This window comes from Serratia sp. TMDUHS_CL (assembly GCF_037137105.1).
Classification (GTDB): Bacteria; Pseudomonadota; Gammaproteobacteria; order Enterobacterales; family Enterobacteriaceae; genus Serratia; species Serratia nevei.
Genome location: NZ_JBBBDV010000003.1, coordinates 442,850 through 465,903, shown reverse-complemented (window position 1 = coordinate 465,903; position 23,054 = coordinate 442,850). Strand labels below are relative to the sequence as shown.

Annotated in this window: 16 protein-coding genes; 1 reads left to right on the top strand and 15 read right to left on the bottom strand. The window is 57.1% G+C overall.

Annotated elements, in window-relative coordinates:
- Positions 1-10 precede the first annotated feature (10 nt).
- The 9 genes from vgrG to WCL58_RS09240 all read right to left on the bottom strand — a co-directional run bounded on the left by vgrG (position 11) and on the right by WCL58_RS09240 (position 12,167).
- On the bottom strand, positions 11-2,272 hold the full coding sequence (gene vgrG / locus WCL58_RS09280; protein WP_087763132.1) for a type VI secretion system tip protein VgrG: 2,262 nt from the start codon (positions 2,270-2,272) through the stop codon (positions 11-13).
- 64 nt (positions 2,273-2,336) lie between these two features.
- Positions 2,337-4,922 (bottom strand): type VI secretion system ATPase TssH, encoded by a 2,586-nt coding sequence (tssH, locus tag WCL58_RS09275; protein WP_102984436.1) that lies wholly within the window; start codon positions 4,920-4,922, stop codon positions 2,337-2,339.
- Positions 4,923-4,938: 16 nt separating this feature from the next.
- On the bottom strand, positions 4,939-5,967 hold the full coding sequence (gene tssG / locus WCL58_RS09270) for a type VI secretion system baseplate subunit TssG (protein ID WP_336850964.1): 1,029 nt from the start codon (positions 5,965-5,967) through the stop codon (positions 4,939-4,941).
- Positions 5,960-7,801: a type VI secretion system baseplate subunit TssF gene (tssF, locus tag WCL58_RS09265; RefSeq protein WP_055317104.1), complete on the bottom strand. Its 1,842-nt coding sequence runs from the start codon at positions 7,799-7,801 to the stop codon at positions 5,960-5,962. Before tssF ends, tssG begins: the two co-directional genes overlap by 8 nt.
- An 11-nt stretch (positions 7,802-7,812) precedes the next feature.
- Complete coding sequence (locus tag WCL58_RS09260) at positions 7,813-8,259, bottom strand: type VI secretion system baseplate subunit TssE (RefSeq protein WP_038872306.1); 447 nt, start codon at positions 8,257-8,259, stop codon at positions 7,813-7,815.
- An 81-nt stretch (positions 8,260-8,340) separates the two neighbouring features.
- Positions 8,341-8,865 (bottom strand): Hcp family type VI secretion system effector, encoded by a 525-nt coding sequence (locus WCL58_RS09255; protein WP_004935369.1) that lies wholly within the window; start codon positions 8,863-8,865, stop codon positions 8,341-8,343.
- A gap of 231 nt (positions 8,866-9,096) precedes the next feature.
- On the bottom strand, positions 9,097-10,623 hold the full coding sequence (gene tssC / locus WCL58_RS09250; protein WP_019456177.1) for a type VI secretion system contractile sheath large subunit: 1,527 nt from the start codon (positions 10,621-10,623) through the stop codon (positions 9,097-9,099).
- Positions 10,620-11,177 carry a type VI secretion system contractile sheath small subunit gene (gene tssB, locus WCL58_RS09245; protein WP_038872309.1) on the bottom strand — a complete coding sequence of 186 codons (558 nt, stop codon included), beginning with the start codon at positions 11,175-11,177 and terminating at the stop codon, positions 10,620-10,622. The genes tssC and tssB overlap by 4 nt, the downstream gene beginning before the upstream one ends.
- A gap of 24 nt (positions 11,178-11,201) precedes the next feature.
- Complete coding sequence (locus tag WCL58_RS09240; RefSeq protein WP_147840152.1) at positions 11,202-12,167, bottom strand: type VI secretion system protein TssA; 966 nt, start codon at positions 12,165-12,167, stop codon at positions 11,202-11,204.
- A 1,676-nt stretch (positions 12,168-13,843) separates the two neighbouring features.
- On the opposite strand from WCL58_RS09240, the gene WCL58_RS09235 reads away from it, so the two are divergent.
- A complete protein-coding gene (locus WCL58_RS09235; protein ID WP_180547432.1) occupies positions 13,844-14,278 on the top strand; it encodes a DoxX family protein in 435 nt (144 codons plus the stop codon).
- Between the two features lie 51 nt (positions 14,279-14,329).
- Here the strand turns inward: WCL58_RS09235 and WCL58_RS09230 are convergent, their stop codons facing one another.
- From WCL58_RS09230 to WCL58_RS09205, 6 genes are all read right to left on the bottom strand, one after another.
- Entirely contained in the window at positions 14,330-15,292 is a 963-nt protein-coding gene (locus tag WCL58_RS09230) for a hypothetical protein (protein WP_336850963.1), read from the bottom strand.
- A gap of 273 nt (positions 15,293-15,565) precedes the next feature.
- Positions 15,566-16,198: a helix-turn-helix domain-containing protein gene (locus WCL58_RS09225; protein ID WP_038872328.1), complete on the bottom strand. Its 633-nt coding sequence runs from the start codon at positions 16,196-16,198 to the stop codon at positions 15,566-15,568.
- 163 nt (positions 16,199-16,361) lie between these two features.
- A complete protein-coding gene (locus WCL58_RS09220) occupies positions 16,362-17,978 on the bottom strand; it encodes a cyclic peptide export ABC transporter (protein ID WP_197652690.1) in 1,617 nt (538 codons plus the stop codon).
- 28 nt (positions 17,979-18,006) lie between these two features.
- The gene (fhuB, locus tag WCL58_RS09215; protein WP_336850961.1) at positions 18,007-19,992 is read right to left on the bottom strand and encodes a Fe(3+)-hydroxamate ABC transporter permease FhuB; all 1,986 of its coding nucleotides are present in this window, start codon (positions 19,990-19,992) and stop codon (positions 18,007-18,009) included.
- Positions 19,985-20,824 carry an iron-siderophore ABC transporter substrate-binding protein gene (locus tag WCL58_RS09210; RefSeq protein WP_336850959.1) on the bottom strand — a complete coding sequence of 280 codons (840 nt, stop codon included), beginning with the start codon at positions 20,822-20,824 and terminating at the stop codon, positions 19,985-19,987. Before WCL58_RS09210 ends, fhuB begins: the two co-directional genes overlap by 8 nt.
- Before the next feature lie 21 nt (positions 20,825-20,845).
- Entirely contained in the window at positions 20,846-22,936 is a 2,091-nt protein-coding gene (locus WCL58_RS09205) for a TonB-dependent siderophore receptor (RefSeq protein WP_336851049.1), read from the bottom strand.
- Between the last annotated feature and the right edge of the window lie 118 nt (positions 22,937-23,054).

Here is a 23,054-nt window from a genome sequence, read left to right as displayed (position 1 = left end):
CCGCGCCTCGTTAGTTTTTGCTTTGCATCCCGACTTTTTTCAAATCGACGCCGGTCTCGGACAGTGACGCGCCGGTGTAGCTGATGGACACCCCCGTCGTGCTGGTGCTGCTGCCGGTATTGCTGACGCTGCTGCCGGTATTGCTGACGCTGCTGCCGGTGCTGCTGACGCTGCTGCCGGTGGTGCCGACGCTGCTGCCGGTGGTGCTCACGCTGCTGCCGGTGGTGCTGATGCTGCAGCCGGTGGTGCTGGTCGAGGAACCGGTGGTGCTGATACTGCAGCCGGTGGTGCTGGTCGATGAGCCGGTGGTGCTCACGCTCACGCCGGTAAAGCTGGTGCTGCTGCCGGTCTGGCTGGTACTGACCGTGGTGTAGCTGTTGCTTTCGCCGGTCATGCTGTTGCTGATGCTGGTAAAGGAGTTGCTTTCGCCGGTCATCGAGTTGGAGACGCCGGTGCAGCTGGTGCTCTGCCCGGTAAATGACGTGCTCAACCCGGTGAACGACGTGCTGACGCCGGTAAACGAGGTGCTGACGCCGGTGAACGAGGTACTGACGCCGGTGAACGAGGTGCTGACGCCGGTGGCGGTGAGGCTGACGCCGGTCATCGAGGCGCTGACGCCCTTTATCGACGCGTCAAACCCGGTGATGCTGAAGACGTAATCCTTGTAAGAAACGTGGTTGGTGAACCAGTCAGTAAAGGTGCGGCGGATGATGTCGAACTTGTCCATCCCCACCTCAGTGGCCTGGTTGCGCTCGACCGTGGTTTGCAGATCGCGTTCGGCGTGCAGCATGACGCGTTCGTTGTTGCGGTTGTCGTCGAAGGTCAGCTGGCTGGCATGCTGCGGTTTGCCGAAGCGCAGCGAGCGCGACACCATCCCCGAGTAGTTGATGTATTCAGGCAGTTGATAAGGCGGCGGGTTATCGCCGTTATAAACGATACCTGTCACCATCGGGCGATCGAGATCGCCGTCGACATAGGTCACCAACACTTCCTGGCCGACGCGCGGCATGGCGATCACGCCCCAGCCTTTCCCCGCCCAGGCCTGCACCACGCGGATCCAGCACGAACTGTCTTCCTCGGTGGTTTTGTAGCGATCCCAGTGGAAGTGCACGCGAATGCGCGCAAACTTGTCGGTATGCACTTCGGAATTGGGCGCGCCGACCACGGTGGCGCTCTGGATGCCCGGCATCTGCGGCTTGGGCGTCTCGCGCAGCGGGCGGAACGCCACGTCGTCGTTCAACGCGTTGAAACGGCAGGTCACGTTGCGGCCGTCGCTGCTGCTGTCGGGGCCATCTTGCACGAACACATAGTCGCAGCGGGTCAGTTTGAAGCGGCGGTTGCGGTTGGCGTCCGGGTGCAAAATCAAGGAGAAGTCCTTGCCGGCCATCAACCCGACGGCGTTGCTCTCGCCAAACAGCAGGTGGCCGTCGCTTTGCATTTCTTCCAGGCGCAAACGCGCCAGATTCTCGCCGCGTTCAGTATCCACATAGCCCGCCGCGTAGTCGTACCACTCCAGCGGCGTGTTCTGCAGGCCGAGGCGGCTCTCTTCCACCTTGGTTTGCAGGTTCTTGCGCGGGTTCTGGAAGTCGAAGTCGCGCAGCACGATTTCATTCGGACGCACTTTGCGGGAACGCTGGATGCGCTGGATCCCTTCGCGGATGGCGCGGTTTTCTTCGCTGTCCGGCATGAACGGCAACACGGCGTAACCGAAATCCAGATCGTCGAAATCCTGCCGGTCGGTGATCACCAGCGTGTGCTTATCCTCGGCGTGATCGAAGTAATACCAGATGCCTTCGTCTTCCAGCAGGCGGCTGATAAACGCAAAATCCGTTTCGGAAAATTGCACGCAATACTCACGCGTCGGATAGGTGCCTTGAATATCCAGACGGTAGTCGGCAAAGCCATAGCGAGAGAAGATTTGCTCGATGATGTCGAGCACGTTCAGATCCTGGAAAATACGGCTGTTGCGGTTCTGCATCAAAAACCACAGCCAGGTGCTCAGCTCCAGTTTGTACACGAACTTATCCTGATGCTGCCCCGCATCGGACGCGCCGATCACGTAAGCATAGAAAGGCCGCGAGCCGAAATCCGGCCTTTCTATCTGGATGCGGATCCCTTCACCCAGCAAGGATTCATAATCCACGTCCGCCTGTTCGCATTCGAATTCGAGCGAATATTGCGAGTTGCTCGACAACCCTTCTTGGGTGGTGAAGCTGAGTGGAAACGCATTTAATTCGGCTAACACCGGGTTATCAATTTCGATTAAAGGCATAACAACCTCTCTGATCCGATATCGAACCCCGCCCCGCGTTTGCGGGCCGGCGGTAAATTAAAAATCAGTCGAAATAAACACTTAAGCTATCGTTCTCGACCATGAGTTGGATATTCTGCAGTTCCTGTCCCGTCCGTTTGCGCTGCAGCACTTCATTGCTGATCGGCGGCAAGATCGCCTGCTGCAGCAGCGACTCGACCGCTCTTCCGCGCGATGGATGGGCGCTGATGCGTTTGGCGATCCAGCCTGGGATGTCGCCCTCCAGCACCAGCGACACGCCCACTTCTTTGTGCAAACGCTGCTGTAAACGTGAAATCTGTTTGGTGGCGATATGGGTTATCGCTTCGGTGGAAAGCGGCACGTAAGGAATGACGTTCATGCGCGCCAACAGCGCCGCCGGGAAAAAGCGCGCCAGGACGTCGTGCAGCATCGGGCGCAGCGCCTCGGTTTTCAGCTCCGGCGTTTCCGCCAGCGTCGCTTCTATTTCGCCGGCGCCGATGTTGCTGGTCATCAAAATAAAGCACTGGCGGAAGCTGATCATGCGGCCCTCGCCGTCCTCCATCACGCCCTTGTCGAAGACTTGATAGAACGCTTCATGGATATCGGGATGCGCCTTGTCGAATTCGTCGAGCAGCACGATGGAATAGGGTTTGCGCCGCACCGCCTCCGTCAATTTGCCGCCCTTGCCATAGCCGACATAGCCCGGCGGCGCCCCCTTCAGCGTGGAGACGGTGTGCGACTCTTGAAACTCGCTCATATTGAAGACGATCAGGTTATGCGCGCCGCCGTACATCGCCTCCGCCAGGGCGAACGCGGTCTCCGTTTTGCCGACGCCGCTCGGGCCGGACAGCATGAAAACGCCCAACGGCCGATCGTGCGCCTGGATGCCGGCGCGGGAGATCCTCACCGCCTGCGCGATTTCGTCGATCGCCGTCTGCTGGCCGAAAATCTGGCGACTCAGCAGTTGGTTGAGGTTGAGCGCATTGTCCAGATCGCTTTGCAGCATGCGGCCGGTGGGGATGCCGGTCCAATCCGACAACACCTCCGCCACGACGCGATCGTCCACCCACGGATACACCAGCGGCAGACCGCCGTCCTGCAGCTCGCCCAACTCGGTGGCCAGCTGCGGCAAACGATCCGGCGACTGCTGCTCTGCATCGAGCAAGGTGGTGACCGCCTGCTGCTCCTGCGCCTGCCGCTGACGCAGCGCATCCAGCTCTCCTTCCATCTCGCTGAGCGTCTGCTGCAATTCGCTGATGCGGGTGAGCGCCAGATCGTCGAATTTGCTTTCTTCCTGCAGGCCGTGCATTTCGGTACGCTTCACCGCCAGCCCGGCCTCGAGCGACTCGATTTTTTCAGGCTGCGCATGCTGGCTCAGCGCCACCCGCGCGCAGGCGGTGTCCAGCAGGCTGATGGCCTTGTCCGGCAGCTGCCGCGACGGCAGATGGCGCAGCGATAAATGCACCGCCGCCTGCAGCGCCGACTCGCGGATCTTGACGCTGTGGTGCTGCGCAAAATGCGGGGCGATGGCGCGCATCATGTTCACCGCATTCTCTTCGTCCGGCTCTGAAACCAGCACGTACTGGAAACGGCGCGTCAGCGCGGCATCCGGCTCGATGAACTGTTTGTATTCCGACCAGGTAGTCGCCGCCACCATGCGCAGCGCGCCCCTGGCCAGCATCGGTTTCAACAGGTTGACGGCGTCGCCGGTACCGGCCTGCCCGCCGGCGCCCACCAGCGTATGCGCCTCGTCGCAGAACAAAATCACCGGCACGGCCGAATGCGCGATGGCGTCGATCAGCGCTTTCAGGCGCGATTCGAATTCGCCCCGCATGCTCGCCCCGGCCTGCATGCGCCCCAGATCCAAAGACAGCAGCCGGGCGCCCTGCAGCAGCGGCGGCACCTGCCCTTGGGCGATCTTGCAGGCCAGCGCTTCCGCCACCGCCGTTTTGCCGACCCCGGCTTCGCCCACCAAAATCGGGTTGTTCTGCCGACGACGCAGCAAAATGTCGATCACCTGGCGCAGCTCCGCTTCGCGGCCAATCACCGGGTCGATTTCACCGTCGCGCGCCTGACGAGTCAGGTCCGCACACCATTTATCGAGTATCTCGACCGTCTCGGGCGCATCCGGCGCCTCGCCGAGCGCGCCGTAGCTTTCTTCTTCCTCCTCCTCGTGTTCGACAGACTCGGCCAGAATCGCCGGGTAGTCGTCGAACAGCTGTGGGATCGGCAGTTTTTTAAACTCTTCGCTCAGCCGGTACAGGCTGCGCTGCAGCGTGGGATCCTGCAGAATGCCGACCAGGATATGGATGGTGCGCACGCCGCCGGACGGCGTTTCGGCGAGCTGGCTCATCAGCAGCCCTCTTTCCACCACCGTTTCCAACTGCGTCGATAGATCCACCACCGCATTCGTCCGGTTTGGCAACGTATGGAGAATGCGATCCAACGCATCGCTTACGCGCTGAATATTGATCGCGTAGTGCGCCAGGATCAGCGGCAAATCGCCGCGTTCTTTGTCCACCAGGACTTTCAGCCAGTGTTCAAGCTCCACGTATTCGTGCCTGAAGGTCCGGCACAGCTTGGTGGCTTCAACGAAGGACTGATAAGCAAAGTGGCCCAATCGCGAAAAAAGACGTTCTCGTTGATACACCTTAAATTTCCTTATATTAAGTTGTTGATTGATAAACCAGCTGCCTAAACGTCCCTGTCTTAGGTTTCAGCCAGCTGTCTTTACTCAGCGACTTGCCGCCCAGCTGCGCCGCCATGCCCGGCTCCGTGGCGATCAGCAGGCTGACGTCCAACATCAGCTGATGGCTCGTGAAGTCATGGCAGATGCTCACCAGCGCCTGCAGCCGCCGGCTGCCGCGCTGATACTGCTGATAATGCGGGGCCCCCAGCGGCCCGATTTGAATATGCGCGCCGTACTGGGCATCGAAAAAGCGGCTACCGATGCGCGTGCTCCCCAGCTTGCCCAGCTTTTGGCTGCCGTTTTTTTTGCCGTCGTCGATCCATTTGGCGTAGCGCGTCGTAATTTCGATGGGAACCGCGAAGTAGGCCGCCAGCATCTTGTTAAGCTGGCGCAGCGAGCGGCGGCCCGGCAGATAAATGCCGGGGTAGGCTTCGCGCAGGCGCTGGATATGCGGGTTCACGGCCAACGTGGTGTCGACGCCCACCGTCTGCCGCAGATGATGCAAAAACGGGTTTTTGTCATCGTCATGGTCATGCCCGATCATCGCCTTCAGCTGCGCCCAGGCCCGGTAATGCAGTACGGCGAAGCGCTGGCTGACGATGCCGACGAACTGCTGGAACGCCTGATTGCGCCTGGCGATGACTTCGGTGCGCGCGTGCTCGGTCACATGGATCGGCAGCGGGCCGTAAGGGGCGAACATGCCGAAATGCCGCGCCTGAATCAGCACCTGCGTAGGGCGTTGTACGATGGAGGCGATTTCACGCGAGGCGAAACCCATATCCGCCGGCTGGGTGATGCAGAGCCTTTCGCGGCTGCGATCGTTGGAGACGCCGAGCCGCGGCGCATCCGGCTGCGCACGCTCGATGCGCCGCAACAGCTCGAAGAAATCCTGCCGATTGGACAGCCCGCGGATTTCGGTCTGGCCCACGCTTTCGCCTTGGGCCCCCGGCGCCGGCGCCTGTTCCAACGACAGCGCCGTTTCGCGCATCAGCGACATATCAGCCATAGTAGAGCGCCCCCCAGTCGGCGTGGGTTTCCCCATCCAGCAACAGCTTCATGCTCAACGTTTGGTTCAGGTCGCCGTATTGGCTCAGCGCGTGGTGCAATATTTTGCCGAACAGATAGGCACCGTGATCGGCATGATGGTTGGCGCTTAGGTTGACGGCGATCTCGGCCCCGCGGATCCAGGCCAGCGGCCCCGGCCCCTGATTGCGTTCGAAGTGGTGCTCCACCCAGGCGTTTTTGATGCTGGCGATGCGTTTGCGCTGGCTGGAGTCATCCTGATGGCAGAACAACGACAGCCAGTCGCGCAACAGCGCCGAGCAATCCTGCACGTCAGGGCGCGCATGGCGCAAAGGATTGGAGGCCAGCATCTGGATCGCTTGCCACGCCTGGCTGATGTTAGGCACCGCGACAGGGTTGCTCGGATAGCGGACGATCTCCACCTGGTGGATCGGCATCGCCGTTTCCAGCTGAAAATGCGGTTGCTGCAGGTGCGCAGGCACCAGATGCCGTTCGCAGACCAGCGCCTCGACGCTGAGCGACGTGATGTCATCGATGTCGATGCCGCTTTTGCCCGGCGAAATGGCGATAAAGGTATCTTCGTTGGGCAGGTGCGGGTTGTTGTATTTGGATGGCGACGGTTCCCGGCGGCGGTGCAACGTATAGCCGGCCGGCTCCCGCTCGCAGTCGTAGTGCACGTCGGCCTGCAGCGAAGAGAAAATCACCGGGTTGCCGTCGGGCAGCATGCCCTTCACCTGTTTGACGCTATGAATCTCATACAGCGAGGTGTTCAAACGATCGACCACCAGCTGATGCTCCGTGCGCTCTCCCGTCAGCAGCACCGGCGAGCAATGGCGACGATACAGGTTGATGACCGGGGTCGCGAAAAGATGAAAATCCCTGGCGTTGACGCGGCCGATCAGCGTTAGCGGGCGTTGCTCAAGCGCGAACAAAATCTCGAATTCATGGACGCGTTCACATTGGCGCAGAAAGTCCCGCACGCCATGCAGCTCCAGGCTGAAGAAGCGGCTCGGCGCCGCAAAGTACTCGCGCATCAGGCGGTTGCCGGGCAATTCCCCCACCGCGGTGGGCAACAGCGCCTCTTCGTCGCCGACGCCGCCCAGACGCAGGCTTTCCGGTTGCAAGACTTTGATGACCGGCCGATCGTCGTTTTTCGCCCATAGCACGATGCGCAAGGTGCGATTAAGCAGCGCGGCCATCAGCTGGTTGGCCCGCACCGTATCTTCCGCCAACGTCAGGTGCAACGGCTCGAGATCCAGTTCCGAGACGGGCAACACGCCGTGCGTGGTCAGGCCGATTCTGACGTAGGCCGAACAGTCTTGCATATGCCTGGCGGCGCCGTCGGGCAAATGGTGAGGCGGCAGGATTTCGCATTCCGCCAGCGCAATCTCAACGGGCTGCACTTTAATATGCCGCGCCGTGGTGAACGTGGCGGGTTTGTTGTTCAGCGAGATATCGTTCAGGGTCATTCGGCTCCCGCGCGGCAGGTCGACCTGGCTATGCCACTGGGGAAAAGAGAGATCGGGCTTAATCGCGACGGTGGCGATCGCGGGAACCGGCGTGTACCACAAGGGCGCCAGGCGCGAAAGCATTTGCAAGGCGAATTCTGGCTGCTCGTTGTTCAGCTTTTCCTGGATGCGGGTGCAAAGAAAAGCAGAGCCCTCCAACAGGCGCTCGACGAAAGGATCCAGCACGCCGTCGATATGCATGCCTAAATGCTGAGCGACCTGGGGATGCGAAGAGGCGAACTGACGGCCGGCCTCGCGAAAATAACGCAGCTCATCATTATATAATTGGAGAAAACGCTCACTGAACATAGTCACCTCTATTAATCAAATACGTGTACGGCGCCACAGGAATAATCAAGAGCTATGCGCAAATTCACCAGCATTTCGTCACCCGGTAATGAACAGGTGCCATAGATATCGAATAAGATCGCCAATACATACGATTGACGCTCATTCACTACCGGCACCACGCGAATCGTTTTCGGATCCAGCCGTGGCTCAAAAGACGTAATGATTCTTTGTATATGTCTCGCCAGCGTTAGCGGATCGGTATTAATCGGTATTCGTTGGCTCAGCGACGGCAGGCCATAATTCAATACCGAGCTTTCGCTGTGCGCATAATCGTGAAGTTTTAAATCTGCGCTGCGCGATGCGTCATTCAATAAGAATTCGATATCGCGCACCAGGACGCGCCGCCAATTATCGGCGCTGCCGCTTTGACTTCTCACGCTGAGCTTATCGAATAGCATGGGTAATGACGCTTTCATTTAACACCTCGCGGTAATGAGTGTGTCTGCCCGCAAGATCTGCGGGCAGACGGCCTGCAATAAGTGTTACGACATCAATGATCAGATGCGGGCGTTAAGCTTGAGGTCATACCCCGTCTTAATCACCGCACCCATGGAGCCATCGTTGTTTTGCTCTTTGTACTCAACTTCGATACGTGCGAAATTCAGCTTGATAACATCGGTGGGCAGCACGGTATCGATTTCAGTACCGATGGTGGAGTTCAGCGGCATATTACCCACGGTCTTGAATGAGGAAACCAGGCAGTTACTGAAGGTCACGGCAATAAAATCTTGCTGACCCTGGCCTGATTTACGGCAAACAAGTTTTGCCTGAGGAATATGCTCGCCGGTGGCGCACATCAGAAACAGCTTCGGCGAAGCCTTATTGCTCACCATACGGAATTCAAAGTCTTTCATTTCGACTTTGCCGGAACCACCGCCGCTGCCGAATCCCCAGCGCCCGGCATTTTCCTCCGCCCATTGCCAGGCTTGCAGCTGAATCCATCCCGGATAAGTTTGGTCAGGGGATTCACCGTCAACACCTTCAATCTTCAAAAAATAGTCTACTAAAGCTTTAGTGCTCATTTTTGTCTCCTTGACTGATAGGTCCTACTACGTTAATTGAAATGTCTACTCAGATAAGTCGTTATATTGCCTACGCAATCATTGAAATAGCGACAATGGGAACCCATTAGCCATTAATAAATAGCCATGACGCAGAGAATAACGCCGCTAAATTTCAATGAAATATCAATTCTCACCCACGCCATTTAATAATTAACGTCGGCAATATCCAAACCAATGACCAGCCGTGACTTATCTGCTCCCATCTTTTTTGGCTGACGGAAGTTTTGATACCAATCGCAAGGACACGGTCATGCCTTCCAACTGGTAATGCGGGCGCAAATAGAAATGTGCGCGGTAATAACCCGGATCGTCTTCAACATCCTCAACGCGAACTTCGGCGGCGGCCAAGGGACGACGCGCTTTCGTCGCTTCCGTCGACACGGAAGGATCGCCATCCACGTAATTCATCAGCCAGTCATTCAGCCACAGCTGCATATCGTCTCTGGAACGGAAAGAACCGATTTTGTCGCGTACGATGCATTTCAAATAGTGTGCAAAGCGGCACGTGGCAAAAATGTACGGCAGCCGGGAGGAAAGCTTGGCGTTGGCCGTCGCATCCGGATCTTCATATTTCGCCGGGGCATGCATGGTGCAAGAACCGATAAAGGCGGCGAAATCAGAATGTTTGCGATACACCAAAGGCAAGAACCCGGCGTCTGACAGCTCTTGCTCGCGCCGATCGGAAATGGCGACCTCCGTCGGGCACGTCAGCTCATAACCGCCCTCATCGGAAGGGAACGCGTAGGCGGGCAGTTCCTCCACCGAGCCGCCGGATTCGATGCCGCGGATTTTCGAACACCAGCCGTACTCATGGAAGGCGCGGTTGATGTTGACGCCCATCGCATACGCCGAGTTGGCCCAGGAGAAATCATCATCCATATCCGGCCTGACGGCCTCCTCGAAGGCGAACTCTTCGATCGGGTTGGTCTTCGCACCGTAAGGCAAACGCGACAGGAAACGCGGCATGGTCAGCACCAGATAACGCGAATCGTTGCTTTCACGCAGGCGGCGCCAGGAAGCGTATTCCGGCGTGGTGAAAATCTTGCCGATATCCCGCGGGTTGCCCAATTCGTTCCACTTGCTCATCTGCAGCAGCGACGGCGAAGCGGCGGAAATAAACGGACAGTGCGAAGCGGCGGAAATTTTCGCCAGCTCCGTCAGCAGCGTCACGCTCATCGGGCTGTGATCGAACTCAAAATCGCCGATGATGCAGCCGAACGGCTCGCCACCGAACTGGCCATACTCTTGTTCATAAATTTGTTTGAACACCGGGCTTTGATCCCAGGCCGATCCTCGGTAGCGCCGCAGATTGCGCGTCAGCTCATCCTGACTGATGTTCAATACCCGAATCTTCAGCGTTTCGCTGACGTTGGTATTGTCGACCAGATAACTCAGACCTTGCCAGGCGGACTCCAGCTTCTGGAACTCCTTATGGTGCAAGATATTGTTCATCTGCTGCGAAAGCTGCTCGTCGATCTGGGCGATCAGCGATTCAATGGTCAATACGACATCCTGGCTGACCTTGACCTTGCCCTGGTTGGCATATTCGGACAGCGTGCCGATGGCCCGACGAACCGCTTCTGAGGCCTCGTTCGTTCTGGGCCGGAACGAACGCTTGAGCAGACCGTCAAGCTCGTTTTCCGTTTCCTGCGTTTCAACTTCAGCGACCGCCGTTGCCTGCTGCTTAGCTGAATAGCGTCGTTGCCTCGCTCTCATTCCTCATCTCCTTTATTCCCGGAATCCTGCACATCCTGTTCCGCATCCGCGACCGTTTTACGTGCATCCGTCACCAAACGATGCAGAAAATCGGGCTTCTCCAGCAGATTCTTCACCACCTCTTCCGCGCTGGATTTGCCATCCATATACGTGATCAGTTCCGTGAGATGTTCGCGGGCCTCCAGCAGGCGTTGCATCTGCGGAACCCGTTTGGCGATGGCGCCGGGCGAAAAATCCTCCATCGATTCAAACTCTAATTCCACGTCCAGCAGCGCATCATCCTCACTCAAGGTATTCTCCACGTAAAATTGAAGACGAGGTTTAATGGCCCGCATGCGATCGTTGAAATTGTCCTGATCGAACGTCAGGAATTTTCGCTCTTCGATCGGCAGCAAAGGTTTTTTCCGATGCCCAGAGAGATCGGACATGACCCCCGTGACAAAAGGTAACTCTACTTTCTTTTGTGAACCGTAGAGCTCTACGTCATATTCAATTTGCACGCGGGGCGCGTTATTTTTACCGATAAATTTCTGAGAGCTTGAGTCCTTAGCCATTGGAAAACTCCTTTGTGAGAAAAATTACTTCCCGGACAATTGATTTAACGAGGCCAGAGATTCCGGCAAAAGCTCCTCAACAATCGTCGCGAAGTCCATACCGATCATTTTTTGTGAACGTCGAATAAGAATGGGGGCCGGATGGCTGGGCTCATAGTTTTGGAAATAGTCCAAAACCTGGTCCAACAGCAAGATGACATCCTGCCGGGAACGGATATATTTGCCAGGCAGGGTGGCCGGCGCCTCCGCCGCTTCCGCGTCGGCCGGCGCAGCGCCGATCTCCTCCGGCAATTCCTGCTGTTCGAGAGAGAGCAGTTGGCGGCTGAAGAGCGCTAAATAGTCGCGTACCTGGCGGCAGTCCAGCCGGTAATCTTCAGCCTGCAGGTTGGCGTAGTTTTCCACGCGCTCCAGGGCGTCGATTCCCTGCGACAGCTGTTCTTTTAATGACGGCATATTTCTGCCGGCAAAATAGCTGTCAGCCTGCCCCAACACCTTCACCACTTCCGAAAAATGCAGGCTTTTGCCTTCCTGCTCGTCCATTCGCATATTGAGCAGTTCATCGGTGGTTAACGGCGTATCGGGGAAGATCTTGCTGTTTTTGATTTCGTGCAGGCAGGACGAGGTGGCGAGCCAGCCTAACGCGGCCGCATGGAAGCTGTCCGTCGCCGGCTCCATATCGGCCTGAGGGAAAATGGTGCTTCCCTCTTCGGCATATTTGCCGTCGATAGCCGTGATGCCTTGGTAGACAGCCGAAAAACCATCGATATGAAGGTTAGCGCGCATAAACCACAGCACGACATGTAAATCAAAGCACTGTTCAAGTAAGGCGGCAGATTGCTCGCGAATAGCATGCCAATTGATGTCGCGTGCATTATCCACGGCATTCAGCGGATCGGTTTGGCTGTCAAATTCCGATAACGTGAATTCAATTTCACTGTATCGAGGGTCAAATTCGACGCCGTTAACTGCTGTTGAGATGACTTCATTCATTGCCTGATATCCTTTTCATCAGCACTACAAACATAAAGCCTATAAAAATGGGCTTTTACATTCGCCAGTCTTTCCCAGAGTCCTTTTAGCGTAATTAGTCGTCACCAAGCCCGCAAATTGTTTAGATGTATTAATATTAACAATAATAATAGATTAAACCTATCAATAAAAACTCAGTGATCGGTTTAAACTATTTTACATTTACATGTTTATTTTTTCATTTTAAAATCAACAAGTTACAAACAATAATTATGCAAGCTAATAATAGGAAAAAAATCAAAAAATGCCCTAAAAACAACGTTTCTCCGTTGGTAGGATAATTCCAATAAAACCTCAGAATACAAATAATTTAACAATCAAATGGTAACTATGGTAAATAGTGAACTTTTTTCATACAAGCATGACAGTCATTCGTTTCTTGCGATCGGGTAGCACGCAATGATCATGAGAACACGATGACAGTGTGACTTTCATTTCCAGCACTCAGTACTTACAAATGCGAAACCTGGTGTGAAAATAAACAATTTGGCGAGAGTTTTGATTATTAATTTTAAAGCTTAGGTTCTGAGTTAACATTCCGCCGTGGCGCACCTAACACGGTATTGGCGCGCAAACAGCTGGGTTGATAAAGCACATTTTTTATAGTTAACCCAGGGTAATGATCAGATTAACTTAAGATTCATCCCCCATTCACCGACGTATTCTTTTACGCCAGGCCAGCACTGAGTCAGCATCTAAAAAATCGCTGGGTTCGATAAAGTGGTATGAATAATATCATTTCACCTGCCGGCAAAATAACCACTTCAATCTTGTGACGGCCATAACCCCGTTATGGCCAGCGATCCACTCCATGCTCAAGGGATGTTTTCCTAACTGATAAGACCACTAATTTGATACTAGCAAAGCCAAAACCAATATCAAGGAAAAATATTATTTTTTTAATAAAAAATTAACAAAATAATATACAATTATTAAACAATTCAATAACTTGAAAAATCAGTATTTCTATTATTTTTAGTCTGATAAAAATAGTTCACCAAAGTTTACAGCCGATCATAATGCCACTCATAAAATCAGTCGGAATCTCTTCACCGTTGAATTCACATCAAAAAACAAGGAAAAAATCGGAAATAAATGCAACGGGCAACATTCCTTCCCACAGGATCAACTTTCGCAAAACAAAATAAGCAAGATAATTCCCAATAAGATGGCGAAAAAGAACCGCTAATTAGTTAGCAGTACAAAATAAAAACAAGATTAACCCTATAGGGTTATATCACACGCGAGTCGTCGATTATTATTAAGGAAAAAAACCTTATTGATCTTTATGTTGCCGCCATCCTCACACAGTGACGCCGTCGCGACTCCAGGGGTAAAAACAGACATAAAGAGAATGTGCGGCGGCATAACCAGGTAACGCATGAAAACGGCCCAGAGACTTTTTTTACCCTACGTTCAGCCGGTGTGAGAATGTTATTGCGAGTGAAAAAGTGGAACGTAACCTCCCCTGCCCCCTTGAACGTGCACTCCCTGAGAGAGCCGCCGCCTTTCAACTATCCCTCCACCTCACGCGAAAAGTCGGCGCGAAGCCCACCGTTTTACTGATCCAGGACATCTTTCGCATTCACCTGACTGGTACATTGATTGAAAATCATTCCTATTCAGGAGAAAAGGCCATGGTTAAATCACTGAATGCGGCATTCGCTCGTCTTTTTGATCGCCCGGACGCCGGCAAGTTGGCGCTCAGATTGACCTTCGGCGGGCTGATGCTGTTTCACGGCGTAGCGAAAATTCAGCATGGCGTCGGCTGGATCGCCGGCGCGCTGCAGGAACAGGGGCTGCCCGCCTTCATCGCCTATGGCGTGTACGTGGGCGAGATCCTGGCGCCGATACTGATCATTTTGGGGCTGTTCACCCGCCCCGCCGCGCTGGTTTACGCCTTTACTCTGGTGGTGGCATTTTTGATGGTGGGCACTGGCAAGGTGTTCACCGTTACCGACGTCGGCGCCTGGGGTATTGAAAACGAACTGGTGTTCTTTATGGGCGGGCTTGCCATCCTGCTGCTGGGCAGCGGCAAATACGCGATTGCGCGCAATGAAGCCTATCGGTAAGCGATACCATAATTAAGGAGGTTCCTGATTCGAACCTCCTTTTTTGCACGCTTAAGGTTTGGTGAGCAGCGTGTTCGCCATGAAAGACAATAAGGCGGTCGATTTGGGGAAGACCGCGCGGTTCTCGGTGACCGCGCGATCAAACCGCCAGTTCATGATGTAAACCACGGGCGCAGTCGGATACCGATTAATGAAATCCCAATACAGTTGAATTTGCGCATGAAGTTGCTGGTCGTTCATTCCTAACGACGCCGTAGAAGGCGGTACCAACACCCACTTTTGCCCGGCTGCGCTTATCGGCGCCAGGCGATTGTAGGTACTCCACATATCCGCCACCGACCAGTTGTAGTTATCCACCCCAACCCAATCGGGCGTGCTTTTGACGTTGGCCGGGCACGCGGTCGCGGGTGCGCCCTGCTGTATTTCACGGATCCATTCAGCGTTGTTGGCATGCCGGTAGGACAAGATGGTATAGACGGGGATCGCGACCCCATACTGCTGCATAGCCTGCCGCAGGGTGCAAACATAGCTGGAGTATTGGTAAGCGTCATATTTCCCCGCGGTCTGTAAGGCAGGAACGTCGAACGGCTCATCGATAAAATAAATGGCGCCCGGCTTATATTTAGCTTCGGCGATCTTCTTGACCACCGTCCAGATGGTGTTCCAGGAACCTGCGGCCTGGCAACTGCTGTTCGAGACCGCCCCAGGGCAGATATCGATAAACGGCGATCCCGATACCGCCCCCGAGCCAGCCTGAATGTTCACGGCGCAGGTGCCACCGGCGCAAACGGGCAGATTAAGGCTTGCCATCGTGTGCACCACATTCAGATTGGTCATACTGAAGCCGGTGTCGGTAATCGCCTTAAGCGCTTCTGTGGCGCTGAAAGACGGCGTGGCGGTTTCATAAAAGTCCAGCCAGTCATAGCCGTAATACTTGATATTGGCATTGGGGCCCGCCGCCAGCGCGTTAGCGCCGAACAGGCACCAGCACAGCAGTGCAAAACGTTTCAACATACTCTTCTCCTTCAAACCCTCGTCGATGTTAGCCAAAGGTGGGCGGCAAACGACGCCGCCGACCGGAAACACCATCGTGGCACCGGCTATCGGCGGTGGCCCGTCGTTTGCGTTGTGCAGCGGCAGAACGAACACGGTTCAGGTTTGAGGAATACGTCGCGTCGGTTTGCTTGCCGAGCGGCGAGGAGATGCGGGTAAAAAAAGAACCTGGAAGAGCCAGGCAAAGCCCGGCGGGAATCAAGCTTTATAGTCTGAACCGCCGGCTATCGGCCATTAACTCTCGGCCAGGCGGTACACCGGGACCTTACGCGTGGTGCCGGTCAGGGTGTCGAAGATCTCCGTTTCCGCCGTCACGATCGCCATGCCGGTTTTTCTTAGCCTGCGCACCTCGGCGGCAATGCGCTGGATGCCGAACCAGAACAATCCGTCCAGCGCCGTTACCGGCAGCCCTTGCTCGAGCGCCAACCTGAGCCGCTCACGCGGCGCCTTGAGCGCCTTGGCGATTTCCCGGTATGGCAGCGCGTCCACGCCCGATGCCGCCCGGCGGTGAATGCGGGTCGACAGGCTGTACTGAAAGGCCTCCGGCACGCCGCTCAAATCGCTTTTCAGGCTGTAGACGCAGCCGAAACGCTTGCCGTTGAACACCACATTCTTCTGGCTGAGCGGCAGCTCCTCCCGTATTCCGGCGATCAGCTGCGGCGCCCGCACCAGCAATAACCGGAAAGGCAGTTCGAAACTGGTCACATAATCCACGTTGAGCAGCGCAATGCGCAGACGCTCCTCCGCTCCGGCCTGCGTCTCGCGGCACTCGTTCAGCACCTCGCTCCACTGGTGCGCAAGCCGCGGGGCCTCATCCAGCGGCGCGAAATGGTATTTCTCGATGTGATAGTCGATTTTCTCGTTCATGCCCATTAGCCCCCGCGTCAGTCGTCATTGCCATCAGCAAATTACCTTACCCGCGGGCAACAGTACACTATCACCGCGTTCACTGCGCAGAGGAAAGCCGGGGCGAATCATCAAGCATGAGGGGAAAAAAGCCCAATATCGTGCTGGGTGAAAGCAATGTGCATCATGACGGCACGCCATGCGTCGATGGGACCACCAGCCCCGATTCCAGCTTGATGATGCGATCCGCCAGGTAGAAATAGCGATCGTCGTGAGTAATCGCGATGACCGTTTTGCCTTCGGCCTTCAGCATCGGCAAGAGTTCAAGGTAAAACACCGCCTTAAACTCCGGATCCTGATCGGCGGCCCACTCATCAAACAGATAAACCGGGCGCTCTTCCAACCACGCCTGCAGTAAAGCCAGCCGTTTTCTCTGCCCTTGAGAGAGCGCAATTGTTGAAAAACGGCCGTGGGCAAAACTGACTTTATGGCTTAACTTCAGCAGGCGCAGCAGATGTTCGACCTGCTTTGGCGTGCGCTCAGTGACGAACGCCACATCGTCAAAAAGAAAGAAGTCGTTGAACACCACCGAAAAATGCCGACGGTATATTTCCAGAAGATCGTCGCTGACCGGCTCGCCGTTAAGCAAAATCGCGCCGTTATCGGGAGGATAAATTCCCACCAGCAGATTCGCCAACGTCGTCTTGCCGCTGCCATTGCCACCGACGATAAAAATGAGTTCACCGGGCGCAATGTGCATATTCAGCGGGCCAAGGGTGAAATGCTCCCCTTCTTCGTTCTGATATTGGTAACGGACATTATCCAACGCCAACGAAGCAAAAGGAGGGGGCGTAAAATGGCGCTGTGGAACTTCGGGCCTAAGTTGCGCGCGCAGCGACTGTACCCGCTGCATGGCCACCCGCGCACCGGCCAGGGTGGGCAGCGCGGATAACAGCCCTTCGACCGGCACAATCATATACAGAAACACCATGATATAGCCGGTAAGCGCCCGCTCGTCCAAAGCCAGCCCGTCGCGCAAGCTGAACAACACCAGGCCGATGAAAGCGAAAAACAGCGCGCTTCCCCAACTGCTCGCCAAACCGTACAACACATAACCGCGGGTTCTCTCCCGGCGAACCGCGTCAATATTTTGCGCCAGTTCACCGCTGACGAATTGACGGCGGCGCACCGCGTTAAGCCGAAACTCCCTTGCACCGTCAAACAATTTTTTGCATTGCTGAATCAGCGTATCTTCCCGCTGACGCGATCGGCGCAACAAACGCATCGCGGGGCCGTGCGCGGCGCGGTAGCCCAGGCTGCCGCAGGCAATCACCGCCAATGCCAGCGCCAGTACGCTCAATGACAGGCTGCCAAGGTAAATCAGGCAGCCAACGATAACGGCGCCGAAAATCAGCAGATTGGGCAGGTTGACGAAAAACACCACCAGCGTATCGAGATCCTGTGTCAGCACGGACAGCGTTCTTGCCATCCCCGCTTTCTCCAACAGCAGCCAGCGCGTTTCGCTGACGTCTTGCACCAGCTCGCTGCGCAAGCGCGCCTTCACCTTTTGTCCCAGCGCCATAAACGTGGTTTGAGAAACCACGCGCGTCGCCAGCATCAACAGCGTCAGTAACGCAAAATCGCCTCCCGGGCTCAACCATGACGCCTCATTGGATTGCGTCAGACCGTGATTGATCATCGCCAGCAAAGAGGCATTGCACAGCCCGCTGACGACACCGGCGACCACGGCGAGCAGTAGCCAACCGCGCACCATACGAAACAACATCATTAATACCGACATGCAAATTCCTTGCTCATACTCACACTTTTTATGGTTTTGACCGGGATGTCTTATTACGAATTAACGGCCATACCAGCAGGGGGACGCCGATCAGCGACGCCACCAACCCGACCGGCAGCTGGCGCGGGTAGAGCGCATTGCGCCCCAGCCAGTCGGCAACGGTCATGATGGCGGATGACAACAGCGCGGCGGTATAGAGCTGCATCAGCGGCCCTTTCGCGCCCATCTTGCGCGCCAGATGCGGCCCCAGCAGGCCGATGAAAGACACAGGGCCGACCAGCAACGTCGCCAGCCCGGTCATGACTGCCGCCATCGCCAACACGCTGAAACGTGCGCGCGACAATGGCACACCGAGCGCGCCTGCGACGTTGCCCATCGGCAACAGCACCAACCAGCGGCGGAACAGCGGCATCAGCGCCAGGAGAACCAGCGTGATGACAAACACACCTTGGGCCAACGACGCGCCGACGTAATAGGTACTGCCCGTCATCAGCGGCAACAACACCGCACTTGCGGCAAGATTGTTGAGCATCACGATGCTGACCGCGGCCTGGCATAGTGCATTCAGCGCCAAACCATTGAGCAATACCCGCTGCGGATTAAAGTCGCTTCGACGGCTGTTCCACAACGTCAGCAACAGGCTTATCAGCGCGCCCCCCAGGCTACTCGCCAACAGCCAGCCACTGCCGCCAGCGGGAAGCAAAAACACGAAGGCCGTAACCCCCATGGCCGCGCCACCGCCGATACCCAGCACTTCCGGGCTGGCGAGCGGGTTCCCGCTCACCCGCTGCATCAACACGCCGGCCCCCGCCAGCAGCGCACCGGCGCTCACCGCCGCCAGCAGTCGTGGCAATCGCAATGGCAGCAGGTTCGCCAGCTCCCCTCTTTCCGCCCAGTGCCAATGCTGCAATCCATGGCCGAAACATAAGGAGACCACGACCCCCGCAGCCAGAATGCCGGCCGACAACCAGATGAACCGTCGTTGATGCGAGGTCTGCGACACCGGCAACGGCGGTGCAAGATCGATGCTTTGCTGCCGTGCAAAACGCGCCAGCAGCATCAGCAACGGGCCGCCGGTCAGTGCGGTCAGCATGCCGACGGGCAGTAGCTGGCCGCTCTCCAGCGACACGCGAGAGACGCAAAGATCGGTCAGCCACAGCAGGCCCGCACCGATGAGCGCCGTATGCAGCACCATTTGCCGGGATGTTCGCGCGCCGCCAAAGCGCGCCAGGTGGGGCGCTGCGAGCCCCAAAAACCCGATGACGCCGACGGCGTTAATGATGAGGGCGCTCATGGTCAGCGCCAGCAGCACCGCGGCGGCGCGGATGCGCACCGGCGATGCACCGAGGCTGCTGACCACGGTTTCCGGCAGTTGCAGCAGTTCAAGCGGGCGCAGCAAGAACAACAGGCCCACTACGCAGACGGCGAGCCACGGCAACATCCGCAGCAGAATTTGCCCGTTTTCCACCGCCAGCGAACCGCCTCCCCACATCAGCACCTGAAGTAAAAAGCGATCGTTGATAATGGCGATCAGCAAAGTCAGAGCCCCGCACCACAAATTGATCATGATGCCCGCCTGCACCATCGCCAGCGGCGACATGCGCTGACGCCAGCTGAGCGCCAGCACGCACGCGAGCGCCGCAATCTCACCGGCAATCACCACGGCGGTGCGCGCGCCGACCAGCAGCGACGGCAGCCACAACGATGCCAGCCCCATCGCCAACGTCGCTCCGGCGGTCATGCCGAGCGTCATCGGCTCCGCCAAGGGATTGCGCAGCGCACGCTGCATTAACCAGCCGCACAGCCCCAGCGTAGCGCCCCCCACCATCGCCATACCCTGACGCGGCAACCACATGCTATGCAGGATAATGGCCGCCGGATCGAGATTATGCTCGGAGAACAACGCGACAATGCCGCCCTGCCGATGAATATCGGCCAGCGCCAACGGCAACGACGTCAGCCACAACGCGGCGATTACCCCCCAGGAAAGACGGCGGGAAAAAGATTCATGCATCACGCCACCTCATCATCATCGCGGTAAAAATATCGGCAAAGCGCCCGGCGGTAATCAGGGCGCCGGCATCGCTGATGTTTTCTTCTATCAGGTTCAGGTTGTGCGCTGCGGTCAGCGGCAGACGTTGCCACAGCGAGCTTTGGCGCCATTGAGACACCGACTCCCGCTGATCGTCAGGCGTCAACAGCATCAGCCGCGCATTCAGATCGGCAATGCGGGTCAGCTCCACCAGCACGCTACCTTCCGCTCCCGCGCCGCCATGCCATCCGTTGCGCAGCCCGCAGGCGGCCAATACGTCGCCGGGAAGACTGCCTGCGGTGTAGACCCGCAGGTGCAGCGCATCTACCGGGGCGGCGAGCAGCGCCGGACGTTCAACCTGCCGCGCCAGCAGCGAGGCGCAGCTCAGCTTGCCGTTCAGGCTGGCCAATATCTGCGCGGCCTGAGGCTGCCGCTGAAGCCGTTCGCCCAATTGCCGGGCGGCGCTGATGAGTTCCGCCAGCCCATGAGCCGGCAGCGCGATCGTCGGCGCGATACGTTCAAGCGCCGGCTTCAACAACGCATGCTGCGGCGTGATGACAATCGCGTCCGGCCGCAGTGCGTACAGCGTTTCCAGATTGGGCTGAAACAGCAGGCCGAGATCCAACGCCGACGCAGGCAGCGCAGGCGTCGGGATCAGCTTGCGATACCAATCCGGCGCCGAGACGCCCGCCGGAGTCACCCCCAGCGCCAACAGAATTTCCGTCAGTCCCCAATCCAACACGGCCAGCTTTTGCGGCGGCCGGCCGGCGTCAGCCCGCGCGTAAAGCGGGGCCAACAGGAGAGCGGTCAACAACCTGCGTCGCGACAGCATCGGTCACCACTTATAGCTGAGGGTCGCGATGTACTGGCGTTTCAGCGCATACTCGCAGCCATTGTTGGAGCAGGAAGCCAGGTAGGTTTTGTTGCCGAGATTGGCGGCATTCAGCGCCAGCTGCCATTGGCGCCACTGATAGCCGACGCGCGCATCGTAGACCGTGGCCGCCGGCACCTTCAGGCCGTTGTCCGTGGTGGCGTAGCTGGTGCCGACATAGCGCACGCCGCCGCCCAGCGTCACACCGTCAAGCGCGCCGTCGAAGGCATACTGGCTCCAGAGCTTGGCGGTATTGCGCGCAATGCCCACCGGACGCTTGCCCTGCGTATCGTCGTTGGCACTCAGCACTTTCGGATCGGTCAGGTTGTACGATGCCAGCACCGACCACGCCGGCGTGATATTGATGCGGCCATCAAGCTCAACTCCGCGCGAGCGCACTTCGCCGGTCTGCACGCTGAAGTTCGGGTGATCGGGATCGGCGGTCGCCACGTTGGTTTCCCGCAGGTCGTACAACGCTAGGGTAAACAAGGCATCCAGCCCGACCGGATCGTATTTCAACCCCACTTCCGTCTGCTTGCCTTCGGTCGGTTTAAAGGCGTGGCCGTAAAAGTCATTGCTGCTGCTCGGCACAAACGAAGTAGAATAGCTGATGTAAGGCGCCAATCCGTTATCGAAGTGGTACAGCAGCCCGGCGCGCCCGGTCGTTGCATAGTCATTGCGCTCGGTACGAGCGTCGTTCAGCAGATCGATACTTTTGGTTTTTGCCGCGTCGTAACGGCCGGCCAGGTTCAGTATCCAGCTCCCCAGTTCGAGTTGGTCCTGGAGATAGAGCCCGGTTTGATCGAGCGTATTGTGCGTACTGCTATCGAGCGGCGGTATGGCCACCGGCACGCTATAGTCCGGGTTGAGGAAGTTAATCGGGCTGGCGTCGCCGTAGCCCGACTGGCTGCGCACCGAGGTATGCATCCGGTCGATCCCGGTCAGCAGCGTATGTTTCACCCGACCGGTATCAAAGTGGAATTCAGCCTGGTTATCCACCGCGAAGTTGGTCATGCTCTCCTTCAGGTTCATCGAATAGCGATCGATGAGCGGCGCACCCGCATGCACACCCCATGGATAGACCATCAGATAGTCGCCGGTGCTGCTGAGGTAACGCAGATTCTGGCGGAAAGTCACCGTATCGTTGAAATCGTGCCGGAACTGGTAACCGATGCTGCCCTGCTGGCGTTCGTACTTGTCGAAGCCCGGCTGGCCGCCGTAAAAACGGGTCGAGATGTGGCCGTACGGGTTGGGCGTCAAGGTGCCGGAAAGCGGCATCTGGTTGTAGAATCCGCTGTCCGGATCTTTGCGCAGCTGCGAAATAATCGTCAGGCTGGTGTGCGCATCCGGCTGCCACGTCAGCGACGGCGCGATGTCATAATGCTGATAGCGGGTATGATCGACCTGGGTTTCGGTATCAAAAAAGGTCCCCGCCACGCGCCCCAACAGCGTGCCGTTATCGTTCAGCGGCCCGGTGGCGTCGACGCCGGCGCCAAACTGGTTTTCGTTGCCCGCGCTGACATACACCTCACCGGACGGGGTCGCCTGCGGCGTTTTGCTGACCAGGTTGACGATCCCGCCGGGATTCGCCTGGCCATACAGTACCGAGGAAGGGCCTTTGACCACTTCGATGCGCGACAGCAGGAACGGATCCCACGCCGGACGGCTCCACCACGCTTCGCGCGGCAGCCGCAGGCCATCAAGGTATTCGTCGGCTTCAAAACCGCGCACGATGATGGTGTCGAAACGGGTATCCGGTCCGGCGCTCTCCGAGTTGACGCCGGAAACATAGCGCAGCGCCTGCGGGACGTTTTTCGCCGCTTGCGCGTCAATCTCTGCTTGCGTCACCACAGAGATGCTCTGTGAAGTGCGGCTAATCGGCTGGTTTGACTTCGTCGCGGAGGCGGCGCCGTGCGCCACCAGCGTGCTCTCGTCATCCTGATCCTGAGACGCCGCCGCGCTCACCATCAGCGTCTCTTCTTTTGTGGTATTCTGCCCGCCATCCGCGGTAAAGGCTTGCCCGCTATAGCCTGCGATTATCGTATATACCAGCACTTTCAACGGTTTTTCCCTGAAAAATTTGCCCATCTGTCTCTTCGCCTTTCCGACTGTTAGTAGAATTTGATGGAAATGATAATTATTCAACTTTAAAAGAGAAGCCCGTTCATGGCAG

Bases quoted from the DNA above. Each gene is read 5' to 3' on its own strand.
- vgrG (WP_087763132.1), bottom strand. From the start codon at position 2,272: ATGCCTTTAATCGAAATTGATAACCCGGTGTTAGCCGAATTAAATGCG.
- tssG (WP_336850964.1), bottom strand. From the start codon at position 5,967: ATGGCTGATATGTCGCTGATGCGCGAAACGGCGCTGTCGTTGGAACAG.
- tssF (WP_055317104.1), bottom strand. From the start codon at position 7,801: ATGTTCAGTGAGCGTTTTCTCCAATTATATAATGATGAGCTGCGTTAT.
- WCL58_RS09260 (WP_038872306.1), bottom strand. From the start codon at position 8,259: ATGAAAGCGTCATTACCCATGCTATTCGATAAGCTCAGCGTGAGAAGT.
- WCL58_RS09255 (WP_004935369.1), bottom strand. From the start codon at position 8,865: ATGAGCACTAAAGCTTTAGTAGACTATTTTTTGAAGATTGAAGGTGTT.
- tssC (WP_019456177.1), bottom strand. From the start codon at position 10,623: ATGAGAGCGAGGCAACGACGCTATTCAGCTAAGCAGCAGGCAACGGCG.
- tssB (WP_038872309.1), bottom strand. From the start codon at position 11,177: ATGGCTAAGGACTCAAGCTCTCAGAAATTTATCGGTAAAAATAACGCG.
- WCL58_RS09240 (WP_147840152.1), bottom strand. From the start codon at position 12,167: ATGAATGAAGTCATCTCAACAGCAGTTAACGGCGTCGAATTTGACCCT.
- WCL58_RS09235 (WP_180547432.1), top strand. From the start codon at position 13,844: ATGGTTAAATCACTGAATGCGGCATTCGCTCGTCTTTTTGATCGCCCG.
- WCL58_RS09230 (WP_336850963.1), bottom strand. From the start codon at position 15,292: ATGTTGAAACGTTTTGCACTGCTGTGCTGGTGCCTGTTCGGCGCTAAC.
- WCL58_RS09225 (WP_038872328.1), bottom strand. From the start codon at position 16,198: ATGAACGAGAAAATCGACTATCACATCGAGAAATACCATTTCGCGCCG.
- WCL58_RS09220 (WP_197652690.1), bottom strand. From the start codon at position 17,978: ATGTCGGTATTAATGATGTTGTTTCGTATGGTGCGCGGTTGGCTACTG.
- fhuB (WP_336850961.1), bottom strand. From the start codon at position 19,992: ATGCATGAATCTTTTTCCCGCCGTCTTTCCTGGGGGGTAATCGCCGCG.